At 63.1% G+C, this 21774-nt stretch carries 19 protein-coding genes; 15 read left to right on the forward strand and 4 right to left on the reverse strand.

Going from position 1 to position 21774, the window contains the following annotated elements:
- Positions 1-166: 166 nt before the first annotated feature.
- From mdh to lpdA, 11 genes are all read left to right on the forward strand, one after another.
- Entirely contained in the window at positions 167-1129 is a 963-nt protein-coding gene (gene mdh / locus D9R08_RS03235; RefSeq protein WP_121896532.1) for a malate dehydrogenase, read from the forward strand.
- 135 nt (positions 1130-1264) lie between these two features.
- Complete coding sequence (locus D9R08_RS03240; protein ID WP_121896533.1) at positions 1265-2332, forward strand: glycosyltransferase family 2 protein; 1068 nt, start codon at positions 1265-1267, stop codon at positions 2330-2332.
- A 143-nt stretch (positions 2333-2475) separates the two neighbouring features.
- Complete coding sequence (gene sucC / locus D9R08_RS03245) at positions 2476-3669, forward strand: ADP-forming succinate--CoA ligase subunit beta (protein WP_121896534.1); 1194 nt, start codon at positions 2476-2478, stop codon at positions 3667-3669.
- Between the two features lie 12 nt (positions 3670-3681).
- Positions 3682-3957, forward strand: coding sequence for a hypothetical protein (locus tag D9R08_RS19045; RefSeq protein WP_121896535.1), 276 nt, complete (start codon positions 3682-3684; stop codon positions 3955-3957).
- The gene (locus D9R08_RS03255; protein WP_121896536.1) at positions 3954-4445 is read left to right on the forward strand and encodes a hypothetical protein; all 492 of its coding nucleotides are present in this window, start codon (positions 3954-3956) and stop codon (positions 4443-4445) included. The genes D9R08_RS19045 and D9R08_RS03255 overlap by 4 nt, the downstream gene beginning before the upstream one ends.
- Positions 4446-4463: 18 nt before the next feature.
- Positions 4464-5345 (forward strand): succinate--CoA ligase subunit alpha, encoded by an 882-nt coding sequence (sucD, locus tag D9R08_RS03260; RefSeq protein ID WP_121896537.1) that lies wholly within the window; start codon positions 4464-4466, stop codon positions 5343-5345.
- Positions 5345-5758: a hypothetical protein gene (locus tag D9R08_RS03265; protein ID WP_121896538.1), complete on the forward strand. Its 414-nt coding sequence runs from the start codon at positions 5345-5347 to the stop codon at positions 5756-5758. The genes sucD and D9R08_RS03265 overlap by 1 nt, the downstream gene beginning before the upstream one ends.
- A gap of 24 nt (positions 5759-5782) precedes the next feature.
- Positions 5783-8746: a 2-oxoglutarate dehydrogenase E1 component gene (locus D9R08_RS03270; protein WP_121896539.1), complete on the forward strand. Its 2964-nt coding sequence runs from the start codon at positions 5783-5785 to the stop codon at positions 8744-8746.
- A gap of 3 nt (positions 8747-8749) precedes the next feature.
- Positions 8750-10309, forward strand: a complete 1560-nt coding sequence (gene odhB, locus D9R08_RS03275; RefSeq protein ID WP_121896540.1) for a 2-oxoglutarate dehydrogenase complex dihydrolipoyllysine-residue succinyltransferase — start codon at positions 8750-8752, stop codon at positions 10307-10309.
- Positions 10310-10558: 249 nt separating this feature from the next.
- Complete coding sequence (locus tag D9R08_RS03280) at positions 10559-10981, forward strand: MAPEG family protein (protein ID WP_121896541.1); 423 nt, start codon at positions 10559-10561, stop codon at positions 10979-10981.
- 84 nt (positions 10982-11065) lie between these two features.
- The gene (gene lpdA / locus D9R08_RS03285) at positions 11066-12454 is read left to right on the forward strand and encodes a dihydrolipoyl dehydrogenase (RefSeq protein ID WP_121896542.1); all 1389 of its coding nucleotides are present in this window, start codon (positions 11066-11068) and stop codon (positions 12452-12454) included.
- Positions 12455-12598: 144 nt separating this feature from the next.
- On the opposite strand, the gene D9R08_RS03290 is transcribed toward lpdA, so the two are convergent.
- The 3 genes from D9R08_RS03290 to D9R08_RS03300 form a co-directional block, all read right to left on the reverse strand.
- Positions 12599-13672 (reverse strand): sterol desaturase family protein, encoded by a 1074-nt coding sequence (locus D9R08_RS03290; RefSeq protein WP_158598917.1) that lies wholly within the window; start codon positions 13670-13672, stop codon positions 12599-12601.
- A 485-nt stretch (positions 13673-14157) separates the two neighbouring features.
- Entirely contained in the window at positions 14158-14871 is a 714-nt protein-coding gene (locus D9R08_RS03295; protein WP_121896544.1) for a helix-turn-helix transcriptional regulator, read from the reverse strand.
- 48 nt (positions 14872-14919) lie between these two features.
- Positions 14920-15294 (reverse strand): VOC family protein, encoded by a 375-nt coding sequence (locus tag D9R08_RS03300; protein ID WP_121896545.1) that lies wholly within the window; start codon positions 15292-15294, stop codon positions 14920-14922.
- 215 nt (positions 15295-15509) lie between these two features.
- On the opposite strand from D9R08_RS03300, the gene D9R08_RS03305 reads away from it, so the two are divergent.
- Entirely contained in the window at positions 15510-16352 is an 843-nt protein-coding gene (locus D9R08_RS03305; protein WP_147450608.1) for a cobalamin B12-binding domain-containing protein, read from the forward strand.
- A 12-nt stretch (positions 16353-16364) separates the two neighbouring features.
- Here the strand turns inward: D9R08_RS03305 and D9R08_RS03310 are convergent, their stop codons facing one another.
- On the reverse strand, positions 16365-16955 hold the full coding sequence (locus tag D9R08_RS03310; protein ID WP_121896828.1) for a DUF1285 domain-containing protein: 591 nt from the start codon (positions 16953-16955) through the stop codon (positions 16365-16367).
- Positions 16956-17028: 73 nt separating this feature from the next.
- On the opposite strand from D9R08_RS03310, the gene D9R08_RS03315 reads away from it, so the two are divergent.
- From D9R08_RS03315 to D9R08_RS03325, 3 genes are all read left to right on the forward strand, one after another.
- On the forward strand, positions 17029-18036 hold the full coding sequence (locus tag D9R08_RS03315; protein WP_121896547.1) for an AAA family ATPase: 1008 nt from the start codon (positions 17029-17031) through the stop codon (positions 18034-18036).
- Positions 18033-18923 carry a DUF58 domain-containing protein gene (locus D9R08_RS03320; RefSeq protein WP_121896548.1) on the forward strand — a complete coding sequence of 297 codons (891 nt, stop codon included), beginning with the start codon at positions 18033-18035 and terminating at the stop codon, positions 18921-18923. Before D9R08_RS03315 ends, D9R08_RS03320 begins: the two co-directional genes overlap by 4 nt.
- Positions 18924-19013: 90 nt before the next feature.
- Positions 19014-21773, forward strand: a complete 2760-nt coding sequence (locus D9R08_RS03325) for a DUF4159 domain-containing protein (protein WP_121896549.1) — start codon at positions 19014-19016, stop codon at positions 21771-21773.
- Position 21774: the final 1 nt, after the last annotated feature.

Below are 21774 nucleotides of genomic sequence, written 5' to 3' on the forward strand. Positions count from 1 at the left end.
TGCCGGAAATCCATGCGGCGCGACCGATTTTTCTCATGTTTCAAGCATCTTGGCTGTGCTGCGCTGCCGAATGGGGCTTTCCGCCGCGCGCGCGCAGGCTTGCGCCGAACGGGGCGGGCGGATAGGCCCGTCGCCAATATCAACGAGGTACCTGGAGATCACTCTCATGGCCAGACCCAAGATTGCGCTTATCGGCGCGGGACAGATCGGGGGCACCCTTGCCCATCTTGCAGCGCTGAAAGAACTGGGGGATGTCATCCTGTTCGACATCGCCGAGGGCATTCCACAGGGAAAGGCGCTGGATATCGCCGAATCCGGCCCGTCGGAAAAGTTCGACGCCAAGCTGAAAGGCACGAATGACTACGCGGATATCGCGGGCGCGGATGTGTGCATCGTCACCGCCGGCGTGCCGCGCAAACCGGGGATGAGCCGGGACGACCTTCTGGGGATCAACCTGAAAGTCATGAAATCCGTTGGCGAGGGTATCCGTGATCACGCGCCGAATGCATTCGTGATCTGCATCACCAACCCGCTCGATGCGATGGTCTGGGCCCTGCGCGAGTTTTCGGGCCTGCCGCATGAAAAGGTCTGCGGGATGGCCGGGGTGCTGGACAGCGCACGGTTCCGCCATTTCCTGGCCGAAGAGTTCGAGGTCTCGATGAAGGATGTGACCGCTTTCGTTCTGGGCGGGCATGGTGACACGATGGTGCCGCTGACGCGCTATTCCACCGTGGCGGGTATTCCCTTGCCCGACTTGGTGGCGATGGGTTGGACCACGCAGGAGAAGCTGGAGGCGATTGTGCAGCGCACGCGCGATGGCGGCGCCGAGATTGTGGGCCTGCTGAAGACCGGCAGCGCTTTCTATGCGCCCGCGACATCGGCCATCGAAATGGCGGAAGCCTATTTGAAGGATCAGAAGCGGGTTCTGCCCTGTGCCGCCTATTGCGATGGCCAGTTCGGACTGAAGGGCATGTATGTGGGCGTGCCGACCGTGATCGGCGCGGGGGGTATCGAACGGATCGTCGATGTGAAGCTTTCCAAGGATGAGCAGGCCATGTTCGATAACTCCGTGGCTGCCGTGAAAGGCCTTGTCGACGCCTGCAAGGGGATCGACGACAGCCTGGCGTGAACGGCCGCGCGTGTGCAAGTTGGAATGGCGGCCCGCCCGGCCGCCATTTTCTTTTTCCTGATGGCGACAGGTCCTCGGCAGACAGATAGACGGTAGACAGGTGCGCGGGATACGGAATTTGGATTTGGGCGGATAATGGGCGATGTGAATTGGGGTGTCGTGATGACGGTCCGGGAGCCGCCGGTGCTGGTTCAGGCCAATGTCGCCTGGCATCTGGCGAGCGGCGCATCGGAAGTTCACGTCTATCTGGACGACCCGCACGATCCGACCTTCTACCTGCTGAAACCGATGCCGGGCTGCCGCGTTGTCAGATGCACTCTGGATCACTGGAGAAAACAGGCCAAGCGGCGCGCAAGACCCGCGTCGCAGGTGCGGCGGCAGTCGCTGAATGCAAACCATGCACTGTCGCGGACCGGATGCGATTGGCTTATCCATCTGGATGCGGACGAGTTCCTGCTTCAGGATCGCCCGGTTTCCGGAGAGATGGCCGCCCTGAACGGAACCGCCATGGCGCTGCAACTGCCGGTTTGGGAACGCATTTATCTTCCCGGATCTGCCCCGGAAACCCTTTTCGAAGGCGGCTTCATGCCCGCGTTGACGGCCCCAGGTGACGCCGGGGGCGAAAATCGCGCCGTCGCGCAGCGGGTGTTCGGCGCGGATCGCGGCTATCGGCGGCTTGGGCTGTTGGGCCACGCCGCCGGCAAGGTTGCGGTGCCCGTGGGCCAGGGGTTTTCCCTGTCGATCCATACCGCGTTTCTTGACCGCGACGGAGAACGCGACCGGGCGCGGCTGCATCGCTCCACAACTGCCCGGATCCTGCATTTCGACGGTCTGACGCCACTCCACTGGATTTTGAAGCTCTTGCGGTATGCAGGCTATGACCCCGAAATTCTCGACCGGATCGTGACCCGCCATCGGCGGAGCCAGATTGCGGACGCGGCGGCCTGCGCTGGACATGCGCCGGCGCTGAGGGCGTTTCACGACAGGCTGAGATATCTCACGCCGCGCCAGGTGGGCGATCTTCAGGCGCTCGGCCTTCTCGATTGCCGCGCGTTTGATCCGGCAACCGGGCGCAGCGACCTTGCCCTTGATCTGACGGTCGGGGCTTTTGACGCTGTTTTACAGGAGCGGGAGCGCACGCTCCTTGAAAGTTCGGGCCTTTCGCAATCGCTTTCCGAGTTCGGATCCGGGCCCCGCGCCTGATTTTGTGATCACACTTTTTCTGGCTGTGATCACAAATGTCGCTTTTTAGGCAAAAATCCCCATACTGCGTCAGATTGACGTTTTATTGTGAGCAATTCTTGTGCTTAGTCCCAAGCAGATAACACCAATCATGGGACAGTTTCGTGAATATTCATGAATACCAGGCGAAGGCGTTGCTTCGCGATTATGGCGCGCCGGTCAGCGATGGCCGGGTGGTGATGAGGGCTGAAGAGGCAAAAACCGCCGCGGGCGCGCTGGACGGCCCGCTTTGGGTCGTGAAGGCGCAGATCCACGCAGGCGGGCGTGGCAAGGGCAGCTTCAAGGAAGCGGATGCCGGTGAAAAAGGCGGTGTGCGCCTTGCCAAATCGGTCGAAGAGGCCGCGGACGAGGCAAAGCGGATGCTGGGCCGCACTCTGGTGACCCATCAGACGGGCCCCGCGGGAAAGCAGGTCAACCGGATCTATATCGAGGATGGCTCGGGCATCCAGACGGAGATGTATCTGGCCCTTCTGGTGGATCGCCAGACCAGCCGTATCTCGTTCGTCTGCTCCACCGAGGGTGGTATGGATATCGAGGAGGTCGCGGCGGCGACGCCCGAGAAGATCCTGTCTTTCAGCGTCGACCCGGCGACGGGGTATCAGGGGTTTCATGGCCGCCGGGTTGCCTTTGCCCTCGGTCTCGAAGGCCAGCAGGTCAAGCAATGCGTCCGCCTGATGGGGCTTCTTTACCAGGCCTTCACCGAGAAGGACATGGAAATGCTGGAGATCAACCCGCTGATCGTGACCGATAGCGGCGATCTGAAAGTGCTGGATGCCAAGGTCGGCTTCGACGGCAATGCCGTTTACCGCCACGCCGATATCGCGGCGCTGCGCGATGAGACGGAAGAGGATCCAAAGGAACTCGCCGCCTCGAAATACGATCTGAACTACATCGCGCTTGACGGGGAAATCGGCTGCATGGTCAACGGCGCCGGCCTTGCCATGGCGACGATGGACATCATCAAGCTCTACGGCTCGGAGCCCGCCAACTTCCTCGACGTGGGCGGCGGCGCCACCAAGGAGAAGGTGACCGAGGCCTTCAAGATCATCACCTCCGACCCGCAGGTCAAAGGCATTCTGGTCAACATCTTCGGTGGCATCATGCGCTGCGACATCATTGCCGAAGGCGTGATCGCCGCCGTGCAGGAGGTGGGTCTCGAAGTGCCGCTTGTGGTGCGCCTGGAAGGCACGAATGTTGAAAAGGGTAAGGAGATCATCCGCAATTCCGGCCTGAACGTGATCGCGGCGGATGACCTGAAGGACGGAGCCGAAAAGATCGTGGCGGCGGTGAAGGGCTAGGGCGACGGGGCAATGAAATCCCTTTCCTTGTGGCAGATCATTCATGGCTTGGGCATCGTGCTTCTCATCGGGGTCGGTGCAGGCAGGGCCGTTGCGACGCAGACGCACCCGGCTGCCGATCCTGCCCGGCCCGCTGTCACCGCAACCGGTGTCATGGAGTTCAGCCACGGCCGCGATCTTCCTGCCATGCGTTACGTGAACACAGGCCCACGCCCCGGCGGGCCTGCGGCGTTCGTTTATCTGGAACGCCTGCCGCCTGCAGGTGGACTTCAAGGCGGGGATCAATGACGAAAGGCTGGCCAAGCATGATCGGTTTCGATCACCGTACGTATCTGGCGACGGGGTTGCGCCGGCTCTTTATCGTCGCCTTGTGCGGGGGGCTCGCGGCCTGCGTGTCCACGGCCCCGGCCACCCCCACGGCCCCGACGATGCAGGGGCTCGTCTCAACGCCGGATGCGGAGCCCGGAAACGCGCTGGCCACGCCCGGCATGGCCGCGTCCCTGATGCAGACCGTGTGTTCATCTGCAGATCGGAACAGCACGGCCGCGGCCAACGGGTTTGTCCGCAACAGCCGAACGGGCACGCTTTTCCATCAGCGCTACAACCTGTCGATCCGGGCCGATGGCCCGTGTTCGCTGGTGTTTGTCAGCCGCTCCTCCCAGGCAGAGATCGCGGCGGCGCTGTCTTCGGTGCCGGCCGTGTTGGGCGGCGCGCGTCAAAGCCCGTTTGATCGAAATGAAACCTATTACTCAGCCCTTTATGGCTCAGCGACTTAATCGAGAAGGAACAGGCATATGGCCGTACTCGTAGATGAAAATACCAAGGTGATCTGTCAGGGTTTCACCGGAAGCCAGGGCACGTTCCATTCCGAACAAGCCATTGCCTACGGCACGAAGATGGTGGGCGGCGTGACGCCGGGCAAAGGTGGCATGACGCATCTCGATCTGCCGGTTTTCAACTCGGTTCACGAAGCGAAATCGGTGACCGGGGCGAATGCGAGCGTCATCTATGTGCCACCACCCTTCGCCGCGGATTCGATACTCGAGGCAATCGACGCGGAAATGGAACTGATCTGCTGCATCACCGAGGGCATTCCGGTGCTCGACATGATGAAGGTCAAGCGCGCACTGGAGGGGTCCAAGTCGATCCTGATCGGGCCGAACTGCCCGGGCGTGATCACGCCGGATGCCTGCAAGATCGGCATCATGCCGGGCCATATCCACAAACGCGGGTCCTGCGGTGTGGTCTCCCGTTCGGGCACGCTGACCTATGAGGCCGTGAAACAGACCTCCGATGTGGGTCTGGGACAGTCGACCTGTGTCGGCATCGGCGGTGATCCCATTAAGGGAACCGAACATATTGATGTGCTTGAATGGTTTCTGGCCGATGACGAGACGGAGAGCATCATCATGATTGGCGAGATCGGCGGCAGCGCAGAGGAAGAAGCGGCACAGTTCCTGGCCGATGAAAAGAAGAAGGGCCGCTGGAAGCCCACGGCGGGCTTCATTGCCGGCCGCACCGCTCCTCCGGGCCGCCGCATGGGCCATGCGGGCGCGATTGTCGCCGGTGGCAAAGGCGGCGCGGAAGACAAGATCGAAGCGATGCAAAGCGCAGGCATCGTGGTGGCCGAAAGCCCCGCGGGTCTGGGCGAGGCCGTGCTGAAGGCGATTGGGTGATGCTCGCCGGGCAACGCATAGACGGCGCACCGCAGACGCTCAAGCGTCGGGGGCGTCATAAGACCGGTCATTGGTCCGCGGCGGCCCTGGCTTTGGCTGTCGTCCTCGCCGTGTCAAGCCTTGCAACTCCCGCCAAGGCCTTCATCGGCCAGATCGCCGAGGTTCAGCAGGACATCTATTACTTGCGCACAAATTCGGATCGAGGCGTGTTCATCAATCAACCCGCTGGCGTATTCGATATCGATAACCTGCGGGGCGGCTACAGAATTCGTTTCAACTCTCAACGAATAGCCATCGGCGGTATTCAAGCCCTTGCGGCAGAGATATGCGGCCATTTGGGTCGCCAGAGCTCGGCTCTTCAGATCAGCGGCGCCGGGCCTCGAAACCAACGTGCTGACTTTGCCTGCCAATAGACCTTGCCCCGGGAGGACCATGTAATGACCGACCAATCCCCGAACGACCAGTTCCATGCGTCGAGCTTCATGCAAGGCCACAATGCCGAGTATCTCGAACAGCTTTACGCCCGATATGCCAATGACCCGAACGCGGTCGATGCGGCCTGGCAGGAGTTCTTCCGGGCGCTTGGCGATGCGGAGATGGAGGTGAAAGCCGAAGCCTCCGGCCCGTCCTGGGCGCGGAGCGACTGGCCGCCCGAACCCGCCGATGAAATGACCCATGCGCTGACCGGGGAGTGGCCGGCGGCGGCCGAGGAGATGAAAGGTGCTGGCGACAAGATCAGGGGCAAGGCGCGGGAAAAGGGCGTTTCGCTGAGCGACGATCAGGTGCAGCGCGCGGTGCTCGACTCGATCCGGGCGCTGATGCTGATACGCGCCTACCGTATCCGGGGCCATCTGGTTGCCGATCTCGACCCGCTCGGCATGCGCGACCAGACCCCGCACCCGGAACTGGACCCGAAATCCTACGGCTTCACCGAGTCCGATATGGATCGGCCCATCTTCATCGACAACGTGCTCGGCCTGCAAATGGCCTCGATGCGCCAGATCGTCGAGATCGTGAAGCGGACTTATTGCGGCACCTTCGCGCTGCAATACATGCATATCTCGAACCCGACCGAAGCCGCATGGCTGAAAGAACGGATCGAAGGCTTCGGCAAGGAGGTGGCCTTCACCCGCGAAGGGCGCCGGGCGATCCTGAACAAGATGGTCGAGGCCGAGGGCTTCGAGAAGTTCCTCCATGTCAAATACATGGGCACCAAGCGGTTCGGTCTGGATGGCGGCGAAAGCCTGATCCCCGCGATGGAGCAGATCATCAAGCGCGGCGGCGCCCTGGGTGTGAAAGACATTATCGTCGGCATGCCCCACCGGGGGCGGCTGAGTGTGCTGGCCAATGTCATGGCCAAGCCCTACCGGGCGATTTTCAACGAGTTTCAGGGCGGCTCCTTCAAGCCGGAAGACGTCGATGGCTCGGGCGACGTGAAGTACCATCTGGGCGCGTCGAGCGACCGGGAATTCGACGGGAACTCCGTCCACCTGTCCCTGACGGCCAACCCGTCTCATCTGGAAGCGGTGAACCCGGTCGTTCTGGGCAAGGCCCGCGCGAAACAGGACCAGAACAACGATCCGGAACGCACCAGCGTGCTGCCGATCCTGCTCCATGGTGACGCGGCCTTTGCGGGGCAGGGTGTGGTGGCCGAATGCTTCGGCCTGTCCGGCCTGCGCGGGCATCGCACCGGCGGCACGATGCATATCGTGGTGAACAACCAGATCGGCTTCACGACCGCGCCGCATTTCAGCCGGTCCAGCCCGTACCCCACCGATATCGCGCTGATGGTGGAGGCCCCGATTTTCCACGTGAATGGCGACGATCCGGAAGCCGTGGTGCATGCCGCCAAGGTGGCCACCGAGTTCAGACAGATGTTCCACAAGGACGTCGTGATCGACATCTTCTGCTATCGGCGGTTCGGCCATAACGAGGGTGATGAACCCATGTTCACCAACCCGATCATGTACAAGAAGATCAAGAAGCAGAAGACTACACTTCAGCTCTATACCGAACGTCTCGTGAAGGACGGTCTGATCCCCGAAGGCGAAATCGAGGATATGAAGGCCGCGTTCCAGGCCCATCTGAACGAAGAATTCGAGGCCGGCAAGGATTACAAACCCAACAAGGCCGATTGGCTCGATGGCCGCTGGTCCCATCTGGATCGCGAGGGGGAGGAGTACCAGCGCGGCGAGACGGCGATCAACCCTGAAACCTTTGAACAGGTGGGTGCCGCCCTCGCGCGTGCACCCAATGGGTTCAAGCTGCACAAGACGGTGAGCCGTCTGCTCGAAAGCAAGAAGCAGATGTTCGACAGCGGAACCGGGTTCGACTGGGCGACGGCGGAGGCGCTGGCCTTCGGCTCGCTGCTGACCGAGGGCTATCCGGTGCGTCTGGCCGGTCAGGATTCGACGCGCGGCACGTTCAGCCAGCGCCATTCCGGGCTGATCGATCAGGAAACCGAAGAACGCTACTACCCTCTCAACCACGTCCGTGAAGGGCAGGCGCGGTATGAAGTGATCGACTCGATGTTGTCGGAATACGCGGTCCTGGGTTTCGAGTACGGCTATTCTCTGGCGGAACCCAATGCGCTGGTGATGTGGGAGGCGCAGTTCGGCGATTTCGCCAATGGCGCGCAGATCATGTTCGACCAGTTCATCTCGTCGGGCGAACGCAAATGGCTGCGGATGTCGGGGCTGGTGATGCTGCTGCCGCATGGGTTCGAAGGGCAGGGGCCGGAGCATTCCTCGGCCCGGCTGGAGCGTTTCCTGCAAATGTGTGCGGAAGACAACTGGATCGTCGCCAACTGCACCACGCCTGCGAACTACTTTCACATCCTGCGCCGGCAGATCCATCGCAGTTTCCGCAAGCCGCTGGTCCTGATGACGCCGAAATCCCTGCTCCGCCACAAGCTGGCGGTCAGCGAGACCGAGGATTTCACCACCGGATCCAGCTTTCACCGGGTGCTGTGGGATGATGCGCAGAAAGGCCATTCCGAGACCGAGTTGCAACCCGATGACAAGATCAAACGGGTCGTGCTCTGTTCGGGCAAGGTGTATTACGATCTGCTGGAAGAGCGCGATGCGCGCGGCATCGACGATATCTATCTGCTGCGGCTGGAGCAGTTCTACCCGTTCCCGGCCCTTGCGCTGATGAAGGAGCTTGAACGCTTCAAGGGGGCCGAGATGTACTGGTGCCAGGAAGAACCCAAGAACCAGGGTGGATGGAGTTTCGTCGAACCGAACATTGAATGGATCCTGACGCGCCTGAAAGCCAAGCACAAACGGCCGGTCTATGTCGGGCGGCAGGCCTCCGCGTCGCCGGCGACAGGATTGGCGAGCCAACACAAAGCACAACAAGCCGCGCTCGTGAATGATGCGCTGACGATCGAAGGGAAATAAGCGATGTCCGTTGAAGTGCGCGTACCCACCCTGGGCGAAAGCGTGACAGAAGCCACCGTGGCGACCTGGTTCAAGAAGCCGGGGGAAGCCGTTGCGGTCGATGAAATGCTTTGTGAACTGGAAACCGACAAGGTCACGGTCGAAGTGCCGTCGCCTGCCGCCGGAACCCTGGCCGAGATCGTTGCGGCGGAAGGCGAGACGGTGGGGGTCGATGCCCTGCTCGCAACGCTCAGCGAAGGCGATGCCGGATCGGAGGCGCCCGCCAAGGACAAGGCCGCGCCCGCGGCCACGGCTGACGCCAAGGAGAGTGGCGGCAAAGGCGAAAGCGTGGATGTCATGGTGCCGACGCTTGGTGAAAGCGTGACCGAGGCGACCGTGTCGACCTGGTTCAAAGCGGTTGGCGATAGTGTCACCCAGGATGAGATGCTGTGCGAACTGGAGACTGACAAGGTGTCCGTGGAGGTGCCCGCGCCTGCATCGGGAACCCTCACCGAGATTCTGGCCGCCGAAGGTCAGACGGTCGAGGCCGGCGGCAAGCTGGCGGTGATGAGTGCCGGCGCGGGTGCCGGAGCCGCCGCGGGCAGTGCCAGGCCACCGGCGGAAGGCGGCGCAGAGACCGCTGCACCCAAGGCGCCGGACGCGGCGGATGCAGGCAAGGGCAGCGGCGATGTGGAAGATGCGCCTTCGGCCAAGAAGATGATGGCCGAAAAGGGCTTGAGCCCCGATCAGGTCAAGGGATCCGGCCGGGATGGACGGATCATGAAGGAGGACGTGCAGAAAGCGGTTGCGGCCGCCACGTCGGCGTCTGCTCCCACCGCATCCGCACCGGCGGCTCCCCGCGCCCCGGTGCCCGCCGATGATGCCGCGCGCGAGGAACGGGTGAAGATGACCCGTCTGCGTCAGACCATCGCCAAGCGCCTGAAGGACAGCCAGAACACGGCCGCCATGCTGACCACCTATAACGAGGTGGACATGACCGAGGTCATGGCCCTGCGCAACCAGTACAAGGACCAGTTCGAGAAGAAGCACGGCGTTCGTCTGGGCTTCATGTCCTTCTTCACCAAGGCATGCTGCCATGCCCTGAAAGAAGTCCCCGAAGTGAATGCGGAGATCGACGGAACGGATATCGTCTACAAGAACTTCGTGCACATGGGCGTGGCGGCGGGCACCCCCACGGGTCTCGTGGTGCCCGTCATCCGGGACGCGGATTCGATGTCCTTCGCCGAGATCGAGAAGGCGATCGCCGAGAAGGGCCGCCGAGCGCGGGACGGCAAGCTCAGCATGGCGGAAATGCAGGGCGGCACCTTCACGCTCTCCAATGGCGGTGTCTATGGCTCGCTGATGTCCTCGCCCATTCTGAACCCGCCGCAGTCCGGTATCCTCGGCATGCACAAGATCCAGGATCGGCCGATGGCCATCAACGGTGAGGTTGTGATCCGCCCGATGATGTATCTGGCACTCAGCTATGATCACAGGATTGTGGACGGCAAAGGGGCCGTGACCTTCCTTGTGCGGGTGAAAGAAGCGCTGGAGGATCCGCGTCGATTGTTGATGGATTTGTGATGGATCGGGCCGCGTGACCTGCCCCGCGGGCGTTTGAGATTTCGGGCGGTCCAGCTTTCGGAAGACGGTCAGGATACCGACCTGGCGTTTGAGGAAGCGGACCGGCCAGGCACAGCTTGCGGCCATGACCGTTCGGCAGCCCGAAGATGCCGGCACTCATCAACGGCAAATGTATCGCGAGAAGGAGGATTGAAATGTTCGAAAAAGCCACGGCCATGACTCCGCTCGTTTCGCGGGTGTACCGGTAGGATGACCCCCGAACTCACCGCCCTCGCTCTGGCGCTCCTTCTGCAAGCCGTTCAGTTCTGCCTGATGGCGATCCCCGCCAATCGGGAGCTTGGACCCGCCAAGACCGCGTCGCCACGGGACCGCGACCGGCTGGGCGGGTCTCTGGAGGACCAGCTCTCGACTCGCACCGCGCGTCTCTACCGGGCGCTGAACAATCATTTCGAGGGGTTGATCCTCTTTACTATCGCGGTGGTGGTGGTGGAACTGTCGGACTCCAGTTCAGCCCTCACGGCCGCCTGCGCCTGGACCTATCTGGGCGCCCGCATCCTCTATGTCCCGGCTTATGCCTTCGGCTGGTCGCCCTGGCGGAGTGCGATCTGGTTCCTGGGCTTCGCCGCCACAATCACCATGACCCTCGCCGCCCTTCTGGGAGCCGGGTCATGACCGTAAACAGACATCGCGTGGATATACCGGATATATACGGGATATATACCGGTTCTATCCTGCCCGAAACGACTAGGAGACCCCATGTCCAGCTATGACGTCATCATCATCGGCTCCGGCCCCGGCGGCTATGTCTGCGCCATCCGCTGCGCGCAGCTGGGGCTCAAAACCGCCTGTGTCGAAGGGCGGGAGACACTTGGGGGCACCTGCCTGAACATCGGCTGTATCCCGTCCAAGGCGCTGCTCCATGCGTCTCATCAACTGCATGAGGCGGAGCATAACTTCGCCAAAATGGGCTTGAAGGGAAAATCGCCATCGGTCGACTGGAAGCAGATGCAGGCCTACAAGGATGACGTGATCGCCCAGAACACCCGGGGCGTTGAATTTCTGTTCAAGAAGAACAAGATAGACTGGCTGAAAGGCTGGGGATCCATCCCGGAGGCGGGCAAGGTGAAGGTCGGTGACGAGATACACGAAGCCAAGCATATCGTCATCGCCACCGGGTCCGAGCCTTCCGCGCTGCCCGGGATAGAGATCGACGAGAAGGTGGTTGTGACCTCAGAAGGCGCGCTGAGCCTGACGAAGATTCCCAGGAAGATGGTGGTGATCGGCGCCGGCGTGATCGGACTGGAACTGGGGTCGGTCTATGCACGCCTCGGGGCCGAGGTGCAGGTGATAGAGTTCCTCGACCATATCACCCCGGGAATGGATGCGGAGATCTCCAAACAGTTCCAGCGACTGCTGAAGAAGCAAGGTCTTGAGTTCACCCTCGGCGCGGCTGTTCAGAAGGTCGACGCAACCAAGACCAAGGCCAAGGTCACCTACAAGCTCCGCAAGGATGACAGCGAAGCCACGATGGATGCCGATGTGGTGCTGGTCGCGACGGGGCGCAAACCCTATACCGATGGGCTGGGTCTTGCCGATCTTGGCGTCGAGATGACGGATCGCGGCCAGATCAAGACCGACGATCACTGGGCGACCAATGTGAAGGGCATTTATGCGATCGGCGATGCGATTGCCGGCCCGATGCTGGCCCACAAGGCCGAGGATGAAGGGATGGCGGTGGCCGAGGTTGTCGCGGGCCGACACGGCCATGTGAATTACGGCGTCATTCCGGGCGTGATCTACACCCATCCGGAAGTCGCAAATGTCGGTGAGACGGAAGAGACCCTGAAAGAAGCGGGCCGGCCGTACAAGATCGGCAAGTTCGCGTTCATGGGCAATGGCCGCGCCAAGGCGAATTTCGCGGCTGAAGGGTTCGTGAAAATTCTCGCCGACAAGGAGACGGACCGGATACTTGGCGCCCACATCATCGGCCCTATGGCCGGCGATCTGATCCATGAGATATGCGTCGCGATGGAGTTCGGTGCATCGGCGCAGGATCTGGCGATGACCTGTCACGCCCACCCGACCTATTCCGAGGCGGTGCGCGAGGCGGCGCTCGCCTGCGGAGATGGGCCGATCCACGCATAACATCCGGTCTTGGGCCCGCCCGGGCATGTGATCGCCGGGCGAGAGGCAGGGATGCCGTCAATTTCGGGTGGCCCTGGCCGTTGCGGTCTTCAGGCCGCGCCGGTCATCGGCCGCCGCGCGACCCAGGCGACGGCCTGTTGCGCATTACTCGGCCGGGATGCCGGGTCTCTCTGCCTTGGCGTCAGCGCTCTCTTCATGCGTCATCTCGCCTTTGCCGGGTTTGCGGAACAGGCGGTAGGCATCGCGGAACGGCACCCAATACAGCCGCAGACAGGAGTTCAGATCGCTGGAGTCCTCGACGATTCCGAACTTCACGTTCCGGTTGTCTTCGGGCATGTGGTAGGTACGGAAGATCACATCCCAGATCGGGAACATGAAGGCGAAATTCTTGTCCAGATGTTCCGGATGGCAGCTGTGATGCACATGGTGATGAGCGGGCGACGGGAAGATCATCGACCAGCGACCGGGCCACCGGAGCCAGATATGGGAATGGCGCAGATTATAGGCCGTGAAGTTGAAGAGAAACATCAGCAGCGGCACGCCGAGAAGGGACGGAATATTGGGCGCATACCCCAGAAGCCGAACCGACAGACCCTGAACAAGCCCGTAGCCGAGCCCGATAATCAGCCCATAGCCGAGATTGTCGATGGGATGCTCCCGGAAGTTCGAGATCGGGTGCATGACCTCAGCGCTGTGATGAACTTTGTGGAATTGCCACAACAGCGGAACCTTGTGCTGGACATAATGAATAGCCCAGGCGATGAAATCGATCACCATCATCACGACGATCATGTAGATGACGGAGAAGACCAGCCCGGCTGCGGGTGCGCTGCTGGCGGATGCGACAATATCCGAGAAGGCCACCCCGTTCGAACCGAGGCGGAACCCGGCGGCCAGAGCCCATGTGCCGACACCCAGAAGCAGGAAATAGGATGCCACCCGGTGGAACATCATGTAGCGCAGGTCGAGCCAGGCTGAGGGATGGCTCCAGACCCGCTTTGGAAACAGGAACTGCAGGAAATTGCCCTTCGCAGCATCCGTATCCTGATCGGTGTTGTCCGCACCACGGCTTTTGATCGCCCGATAGACAAACCAGGCGAAGACGATAGATGAGACGATATAGAGGGCATATATGCGGTTGTTCGGATCAAGCGGGTACATCAGGACGTTGACCATCTGATCCAGGATCGCCGCGATGATTTCTTGAATTTTCTGCATCATGCCCTCGAATATCTGCGATTTTCCGCTTTTCGATAGTTCTTTTAATCGAGAATTATTTAGCCAATAGGGCCAAAATATGACTTTTGATGGCCTACGGGCGCAGAGGATTTTCCGGGCAATCCGGGTTTCGTCAGCGTTTCAAATGAGATGCTCCGACCCGACCACGACCCAGACACAGGCGCCGGCTTCGGGAGATGGATAACCATATGGAGCCGCTCGCCATCCGGGCGGCGTTTCCGGGAAAGCCATCATGGATTACCGCGGCAGGCAAAAAACGGCCCCGCCGAAGCGGGGCCGTGGCTGAAAAGCGGTTCTGCTTGAAAGGTCTTGTTGCTCAAAACCGAACGGGACGGCCCGCTATCACGCAGGACGCAGGCCGAACGCGCCCCGTTCATCCGTTGGTCGCGTGAGGCTTGCGGTCGGTTCAAAGATACTTGCGGGATGTTGATGTTGAAGCCGGTCGGGGTGCGGCGGCTGCGGGATCACCGGGCTCCCGTCTGATCCGGGTCGCAGCCGCGCTGCGCCAGTTGCTGGGCGTAGAAGTCCTGCAGGCTTTGGCCGGGTTCGGGCAGAAAGGCCCCGGCGCTCTCGGCGGATCCGATCCGGTCCAGCCGGAACATCCGGAAATCCCGGCGCAGTTCGCACCAGCCGACAAGGGTCCATACCGGGCCCCAGTACCACAGGCCGACGGGCCGGACGGTGCGTGTCGTCTGCTGCCCTGCCTCGTCCGTATAGGCAATCGTGATACGTTCGCGGCTGGTGACTGCGGCCTCGAGCTGATCGATGGTCCGGCGCAGCGCTTCGGTCATGTTCGCGCGCGGCATGGCGTGGATCGCGACGGCTTCGGCCCGTCTGCGTGCCGGCTCGGGCAGAACGCTGGTGATTTTGTCGAGCGCCTGTTCGGCACCCTTGACCATAGCCGTACCGCCCCAGGCCTGGATCATGCGCGCGCCGGCGGTCAGCGCCACAATCTCTTCGGTGGTGAACATCAGCGGCGGCAGGTCATATCCCGCCCGCATCAGGTAACCCAGTCCCGCCTCGCCGTCGATCGGCAGACCGGATCCAACCAAATGGCCGATATCGCGATAAATCGTGCGCTCGGAGACTTCCAGCGCCTCGGCCAGATGGCGGGCGGTCAACAGCTTGCCGGAGCGCAAAAGCTGGACGATCTGAAACAGGCGGTCGGTACGGCGCATGTGAAACAGGCTAGCGCGGCCCCCGGTGCGGGGACCAGCGCGTTTCCGTCAGCCGGCGAACTGAAAGAAGCCGATCGAGTTTCCATCCGGATCGCGGGCATAGAAAAACGTGCCCGCCGGGATCTCGATATCCGGGCTTTCTGCCTTCCCGCCCGCCGCTTCGACGCGCTTTCGGGTCGCGTCCAGGCTGTCAGAAGCCACCAGATGCACGGTCGATCCTGTCTCGGACGGTGTGCCGGGATAAAGATGGCCCGAGATGCCGGTGGCGGGGTCCTCGCAGGGAAAGACGGCCATCGGATTGGGACCGTTTGTGTCAATCTTCAGGCTGGTATCGAGCACGGCATTGTAGAATGCGACGGAGCGGTCGAGGTCGCTGACAGGGATCTCGAACCAGCAGATTGTGTTTTGCGGATGCACGGGCATTTTTTGACTCCATATAGTCGGCATATTCCGGCATGATGGCACAGGGCTCCTGACAGCGTGGTGTCAGGAGCGGCTTGCGCATCCGAAAGTTTTTTCGAGCAGAGATGTGTGTCAACCTTGCCTGACAAGTGGTCCGCGCTACGTGTCAGCATAATGAGAGCCAGAACGGCAATCCGGCCAAGCGTGATCAAGACAGACCAGCTCGGGACGCTGATGTGACGACTGATCCGAACGCCCCCAATTCTGGGCCCAATCCGGCCCTACTGGCGCGCCAGCACACCAAATTGGCACGGGTCGCCCGCCGTTTGCCTCAGCCTACGGTGGAGCTTCTGGCGCGAGAGATCATCACCCGTCTGGGAAATCGCAACGGCCCCCTGCCGCAGGCCGATCCCGGCGCATCCTCCGGCGCGAACCCGGAAATGATCGAACGTCTGGCCGAGGCCCTGATCGGTGACGACGATGCCGAGGCCACAAGAATGGTCTTCGATCTTTTCGATCGGGACATTCCACTGGAGGCGGTCTACCTTGATCATCTGGCGCCGGCTGCGCGGCTGCTTGGCGAATGGTGGTCCGAGGACCGGACGCCGTTCACTGACGTTACCATCGGAACCGGGCGCATCTATGCCATCATGCGCACCTTCCGGACCCATACCGCCCAACACCCCGAGGACCGGGCCCGCGCGGCCATTTTCGCGCCCGTGCCCGGCGAGGCGCACACGCTCGGCGTGACCATGGCGGCCGATCTTTTCCGCGAACGGGGCTGGAACGTCCAGCTTCTGCTGGGTCACAATCACGATGTTCTGGTCGAAAGGCTTGCAGAGGATCGCAGCCCGGTCATCGGCCTGTCCTGCAGCGGCGCCAAGACAATGGAGCCGCTGGCCCGGTTGATCGTCGCATTGCGGATCGCGCGCCCGACGGCCCATATTCTGGTAGGCGGCGCGGCGATGTACGGGTTTGCCTCACGCGTGCGCCTGACGGATCCCGACAGCACGATCACCGACATGCAGTCGGCAAAGCTGCTGCTGGAAAAGCTGGAAGCCAGATTTCCGGCCCGGTAGGGCAGACCCTTCCTAAAGCTCCAGTTCGGCCACCGGAATGATCCGGAAGAAGCTGCCTCCCGACCAGACGCCGAACCAGTCGGTTCCGTCCTCCCGGTGGGCTTCGCCCAGATCGACGAGACGGTAGAAGCTCTTGCGGTCGATCAGCGCCTCCATGCCGGCGCGAACCATAATGTAGGGCGACGGCTCCCCGGTGTCGTCGCGGACGACGCGGATCGGGTTTTCGGGCCCCGCGATCACGGTGTCGCCGACATGGGTGGAGAAGGTGACAACCTGCGCCGCGCCCGTGCCGGCCACTTCGAAATCGACGGCGACGAAGGGTGCGTCTTCGACGCGGATGCCGACCTTTTCCACCGGTGTGACAAGGAAATACTTGCCGTCTTCCAGCTTCAGGATCGAGGAAAAGAGTCGCACAAGCGGGGCGCGCCCGATCGGGGTGCCGTTGTAGAACCACGTGCCGTCGCGGCGGATTTCCATATCCAGATCGCCGCAAAAGGGCGGATCCCACAGATGTACCGGCGGGAGTTTGCCGTCTTTTTGGGCAGCTTTGGCGGAGGCCAACAGGCTTTCCGCATCGGGGGTCACAATGTTTTGTCCAGACATGCCTTTTGCCATTTGTGGTCGGGGCAATTGTTCGATTTACTTAGCCTACATATTCACCTTGCGGAGTATTGCCATGTCTGATCCCGAAAACCTTGTGGCCGAGATCGAACGCCTGGGGGCTCAACTGGCGGAGGCAAAGACCAGCATCGCCACAAAGATCATCGGGCAACAGGCGGTCGTGGATCTGTCGCTGGCGGCCATGCTGTCGGGCGGACATGCGCTTTTGATGGGGTTGCCGGGCCTGGGCAAGACGCTTCTGGTCGACACGTTGTCGACGGTCATGGGGCTCTCCGCGAACCGCATACAGTTTACGCCGGATCTGATGCCTGCCGATATTCTGGGCTCGGAGGTTCTGGAAACCGCCGCCGACGGGGCGCGGTCCTTCCGGTTCATCGAAGGACCGGTTTTCTGCCAGCTTCTGATGGCCGACGAGATCAACCGCGCCAGCCCCCGGACCCAATCGGCCCTGTTACAGGCGATGCAGGAGATGGAGGTGACCATCGCCGGTGTCCACCACACCTTGCCGCGCCCGTTTCACGTGCTGGCGACGCAGAACCCGATCGAACAGGAGGGGACCTATCCGCTCCCCGAAGCGCAGCTTGACCGGTTTCTGGTGAAGATCGACGTGGATTATCCTGATCGCGAGACCGAACGTGGCATCCTTCTGGCAACCACGGGTACTGCGGAGGCGCGAGCTACCCAGGTCTTTACCGCCGAGGCGCTGATGGCCGCGCAGCAGGTCGTGCGCCAGATGCCGGTGGGCGAGGCGGTGGTGGAACTGATCCTAGATCTGGTCCGCGCCTGCCGTCCGGAGGATGCCGGTGCGCCGCAGATCGTGCGGGACACCGTGGCCTGGGGCCCCGGGCCGCGCGCGGCGCAGGCGCTGATGCTGACGGTCCGCGCCCGCGCGCTGCTTGATGGCCGCCTCGCGCCATCGGCGGAGGATGTGGCGGCGCTGGCCAAACCGGTTCTGGGCCATCGCATGGCGCTCAGCTTTGCGGCGCGCGCCGAAGGGGCCGAGCTCGATCAGGTGATCGGCGAGGTCACCGCGCGGGTGACACACGTCGAGGCCGCGGCTTGAGCGATACCGCGCTCCATACACCGGCCACGCTTCGCTCCCGCTCGGAATCCGTCGCCAAGAGCCTGCCGCCGCTTCTGGCGGATGCGCAGCATCTGGCCGCGACGATCCTGCTGGGGGAGCATGGGCGCAAACGCGCGGGTGCGGGCGATGAATTCTGGCAATACCGCCCGGCCGAAGCCGGCGACGCCTATCGCAGCATAGACTGGCGGCGGTCCGCCCGCGCCGACAGCCATTTCGTGCGTCAGACCGAGTGGCAGGCCGCGCAATCGGTGATGATCGGCGTGGATGACGCCGCCTCGATGACGTTTACCGGGCACAGCTTCCGTCCGTCGAAACTGCGCCGGGCGCAAACCCTGGCGATGGCGCTTGGCATTCTGGCAATCCGGGGTGGCGAGCGGGTGGGCCTGACCCATCTGGCGGACCCGCCGAGGGGAGGCGAAGCGCAACTGATCCGCATGGCCGCGGCCCTGATGGACAGCCACGAACCCGGGGATTACGGCGCGCCCAAGCCGCGGATCCTGCCGGTGGGAAGCCGTGCCGTGTTCTTCTCGGATTTTCTGGGCGATCCGGGGACGATCGAAACCGTCCTCGGCCAGGCCGCCGACCGGGACGTGAAGGGCGCGCTGGTGCAGATCCTCGACCCGCATGAGGAGTTGTTTCCCTTCGACGGGCGGACGGTCTTCGAAAGCATGTCGGGGGCGATACGATTTGAAACCCTGAAAGCCAAGGGGCTGAAGGAGGCCTATCTGGAGCGGCTTGCCATGCGCAAGGCGCGGCTGAAGGACATCACCAGACGCACCGGCTGGCGGTATCTGTGCCATCATACGGATCAGCCCGCCGAGCCCGCGCTTCTGTGGCTCTATCAGATGCTGGACCGGACCTCATGAGGACAGGGGCGATCAGACCGCTCGTGCCCGGGGCGTGGGCCACTGCGCCCGGACCTCGTATTCCGCCTGCCGTGACGACCGGGGGCGCCGATGATATCTGACCTGGCCTTCGATACACCGCTTCTGCTGGTCGCACTCATCGCGCTGCCGATCCTCTGGTGGCTGCTGCGCGCGGTTCCGCCCGCCCCGATCCGGCGGCGCTTCCCCGGTGTGGCGCTGCTTCTTGGCCTCAAGGACGATGACAGCCAGTCCGACAAGACACCCTGGTGGCTGCTGCTCCTGCGGATGATTGCGGTGGCGGCGGCGATCATCGGTTTCGCGGGCCCGGTACTCAACCCCACCGCCGAGCGGAGTGGCGAGGGGCCCTTGCTGATCGTGATGGATGCCTCCTGGGCCAGTGCCGGGGACTGGCAGGCGCGGCTGGACCGGGTCGCGCTGCTTCTGGACGAGGCGGGGCGGGCCGGGCGGCCGGTGGCGCTTATGCAACTGGGCAGCCAGGACACTGGTCCGCTGCCGCTTCAGGCCGCCAATGCATGGGCTGCGCGGGTGCCGAACCTCGCCCCGCGCCCCTATGCGCCCGACATGGACGCGGCACGCGCCTGGGCCGAAAGCCTCGAAGGCCCGCTGGAGGTGTTCTGGTTCTCCGACGGTATCGAGCGGCCCGGCCGGGACGATCTGATCGACGCCTTTCAGAATCTGGGCGGGCTGAGCGTGTTTCAGGGCGCGCGGGACGTAACGGCAGTGGCCCCGCCCCGGTTCGAGGATGGTGTGATCCACGTGCCGGCCCTGCGCATCGGCACCACGGCACCCCGCGAGGTCACGATTGTTGCCCATGGGCTGGACCCTGCCGGGATCCCGCGCGAACTGGCGCGGGAGGTTCTGCAATTCGGTCCCGGCGAGATGACGGCCGAACTGGCGCTGAGCCTTCCGCCCGAGTTGCGCAACCGCATCAGCCGGTTCGAGATATCCGGTGAACGCAGCGCCGGTGCGGTATCCCTGACCGATGACAGCCTGCAACGCCGCGAGGTGGCGCTGATCTCTGGCACGCCCGAACGGGAGGGGCAGATCCTCCTGACACCGCTGCATTTCCTGCGTGAGGCATTGGAACCCACCGCGGATGTCCTCGACGGGGCGCTGGGCGATCTGCTGATGGCGAGCCCGGATGTGATCATCATGGCGGATGTGGCGCAGCTGAGTCCCGAGGAACAGGCGGGCGTTATCGAATGGGTTCAGGACGGTGGCCTCTTGGTGCGCTTCGCCGGTCCGCGTCTTGCAGCGTCGGATGTGGCGCGCGCCCAGATGGACCCGCTTCTGCCGGTCCGGCTTCGCGAAGGGGGGCGGTCGGTCGGCGGCGCGATGAGCTGGGGGGAGCCCAAGGCCCTGCGCCCCTTTGCCGAGACCTCGCCGTTTTTCGGCCTGCCGATCCCCGATGATGTGACCGTGACCAGCCAGGTTCTGGCCCAGCCCGACCCGATGCTGGCCGAGCGCACTATTGCCGCGCTGGCCGACGGCACGCCGCTGGTGACCCGCGCCGCGCTTGGTCAGGGTAGCGTGGTGCTGTTCCATGTCACGGCCAATGCGGAATGGTCCAGCCTGCCGCTGTCCGGCCTGTTCGTGCAGATGCTGGAACGCCTCGCGGTTTCCACCCGGCCGGTCAATCCGGCGGCGCAGGATCTCGACGGGGTCACTTGGGTTCCCGAACAGGTGCTGGACGGGTTCGGCACGCTGCGCGATGCCGGGGCGCGGCCGGGTGTTGCGGGTGCGGATCTGGCCGAGGCGCCGCTGTCGGCCGATATCCTGCCTGGCCTTTACGCAGGGGCCGAGCGGCGCGTGGCACGCAACGTGATCGGACCCGAGACCGTATTGGCGGCGGCAAGCTGGCCCGCCGATGTGCCGGTCGAGGGGATGACGGTTCTGGCGCCCACGGATCTGATGGCTGCGTTCCTGACGGCGGCGCTCGCGCTCCTGCTGCTGGACGCGATCGCGGCGCTCTGGTTGTCGGGTCGTCTTGCGGGGCTGACCCGCCGCGCCGCGGGAATCCTTCTGGCGCTCGCCCTGACCCCCATGGCCGAGGCGCAGGGCACCACGGACGAGGATCTGCTGGCCCTTCTGGCGACGACAGAAATCACGCTCGCCTATGTGGAAACCGGCAACGCGCGCATGGACGATGTCAGTCGCGCGGGCCTTCAGGGCCTGTCCAACACCTTGTGGCAGCGCACCTCCGTCGAGCCCGCACCGCCCATCGGTGTCGATCTGGAAACCGACGAACTGGCGTTTTTCCCTATGCTCTACTGGCCAATCTCGCCCGAGCAGCCGCTGCCGTCGGCCGAGGCCTATGCGCGGCTCAACACCTATCTTCGTTCGGGCGGGATGATCGTTTTCGACACGCGGGATGCCGATATCGGCGGCTTCGGCACCGCCACGCCTGCCGGCCGCCGCCTGCGCCAACTGGCCGGGCCGCTGGATATTCCGCCGCTGGAGCCGATCCCGTCGGACCATGTGCTGACCCGCACCTTCTATCTGTTGCAGGATTTCCCCGGACGCCACCTGTCCCGCGATGTCTGGGTGGAGGCGTCGCCGCCGGATGCCGAACAGGTCGAGGGCATGCCGTTCCGAAACCTGAATGACGGTGTGACCCCGGTTGTCATCGGCGGAAATGACTGGGCCGCGGCCTGGGCGGTCGATGCAAGCGGGCGGCCGCTGTTTCCGGTGGGCCGCGGGTTTACCGGCGAGCGCCAGCGCGAGATCGCCCATCGCTTCGGGGTCAATCTGGTGATGCATGTGTTGAGCGGGAACTACAAATCCGACCAGGTGCATGTGCCGGCGCTGCTTGATCGATTGGGGCAATAGG

This window comes from Rhodophyticola porphyridii, from assembly GCF_003688285.1.
In the GTDB taxonomy this organism is placed as follows: domain Bacteria; phylum Pseudomonadota; class Alphaproteobacteria; order Rhodobacterales; family Rhodobacteraceae; genus Rhodophyticola; species Rhodophyticola porphyridii.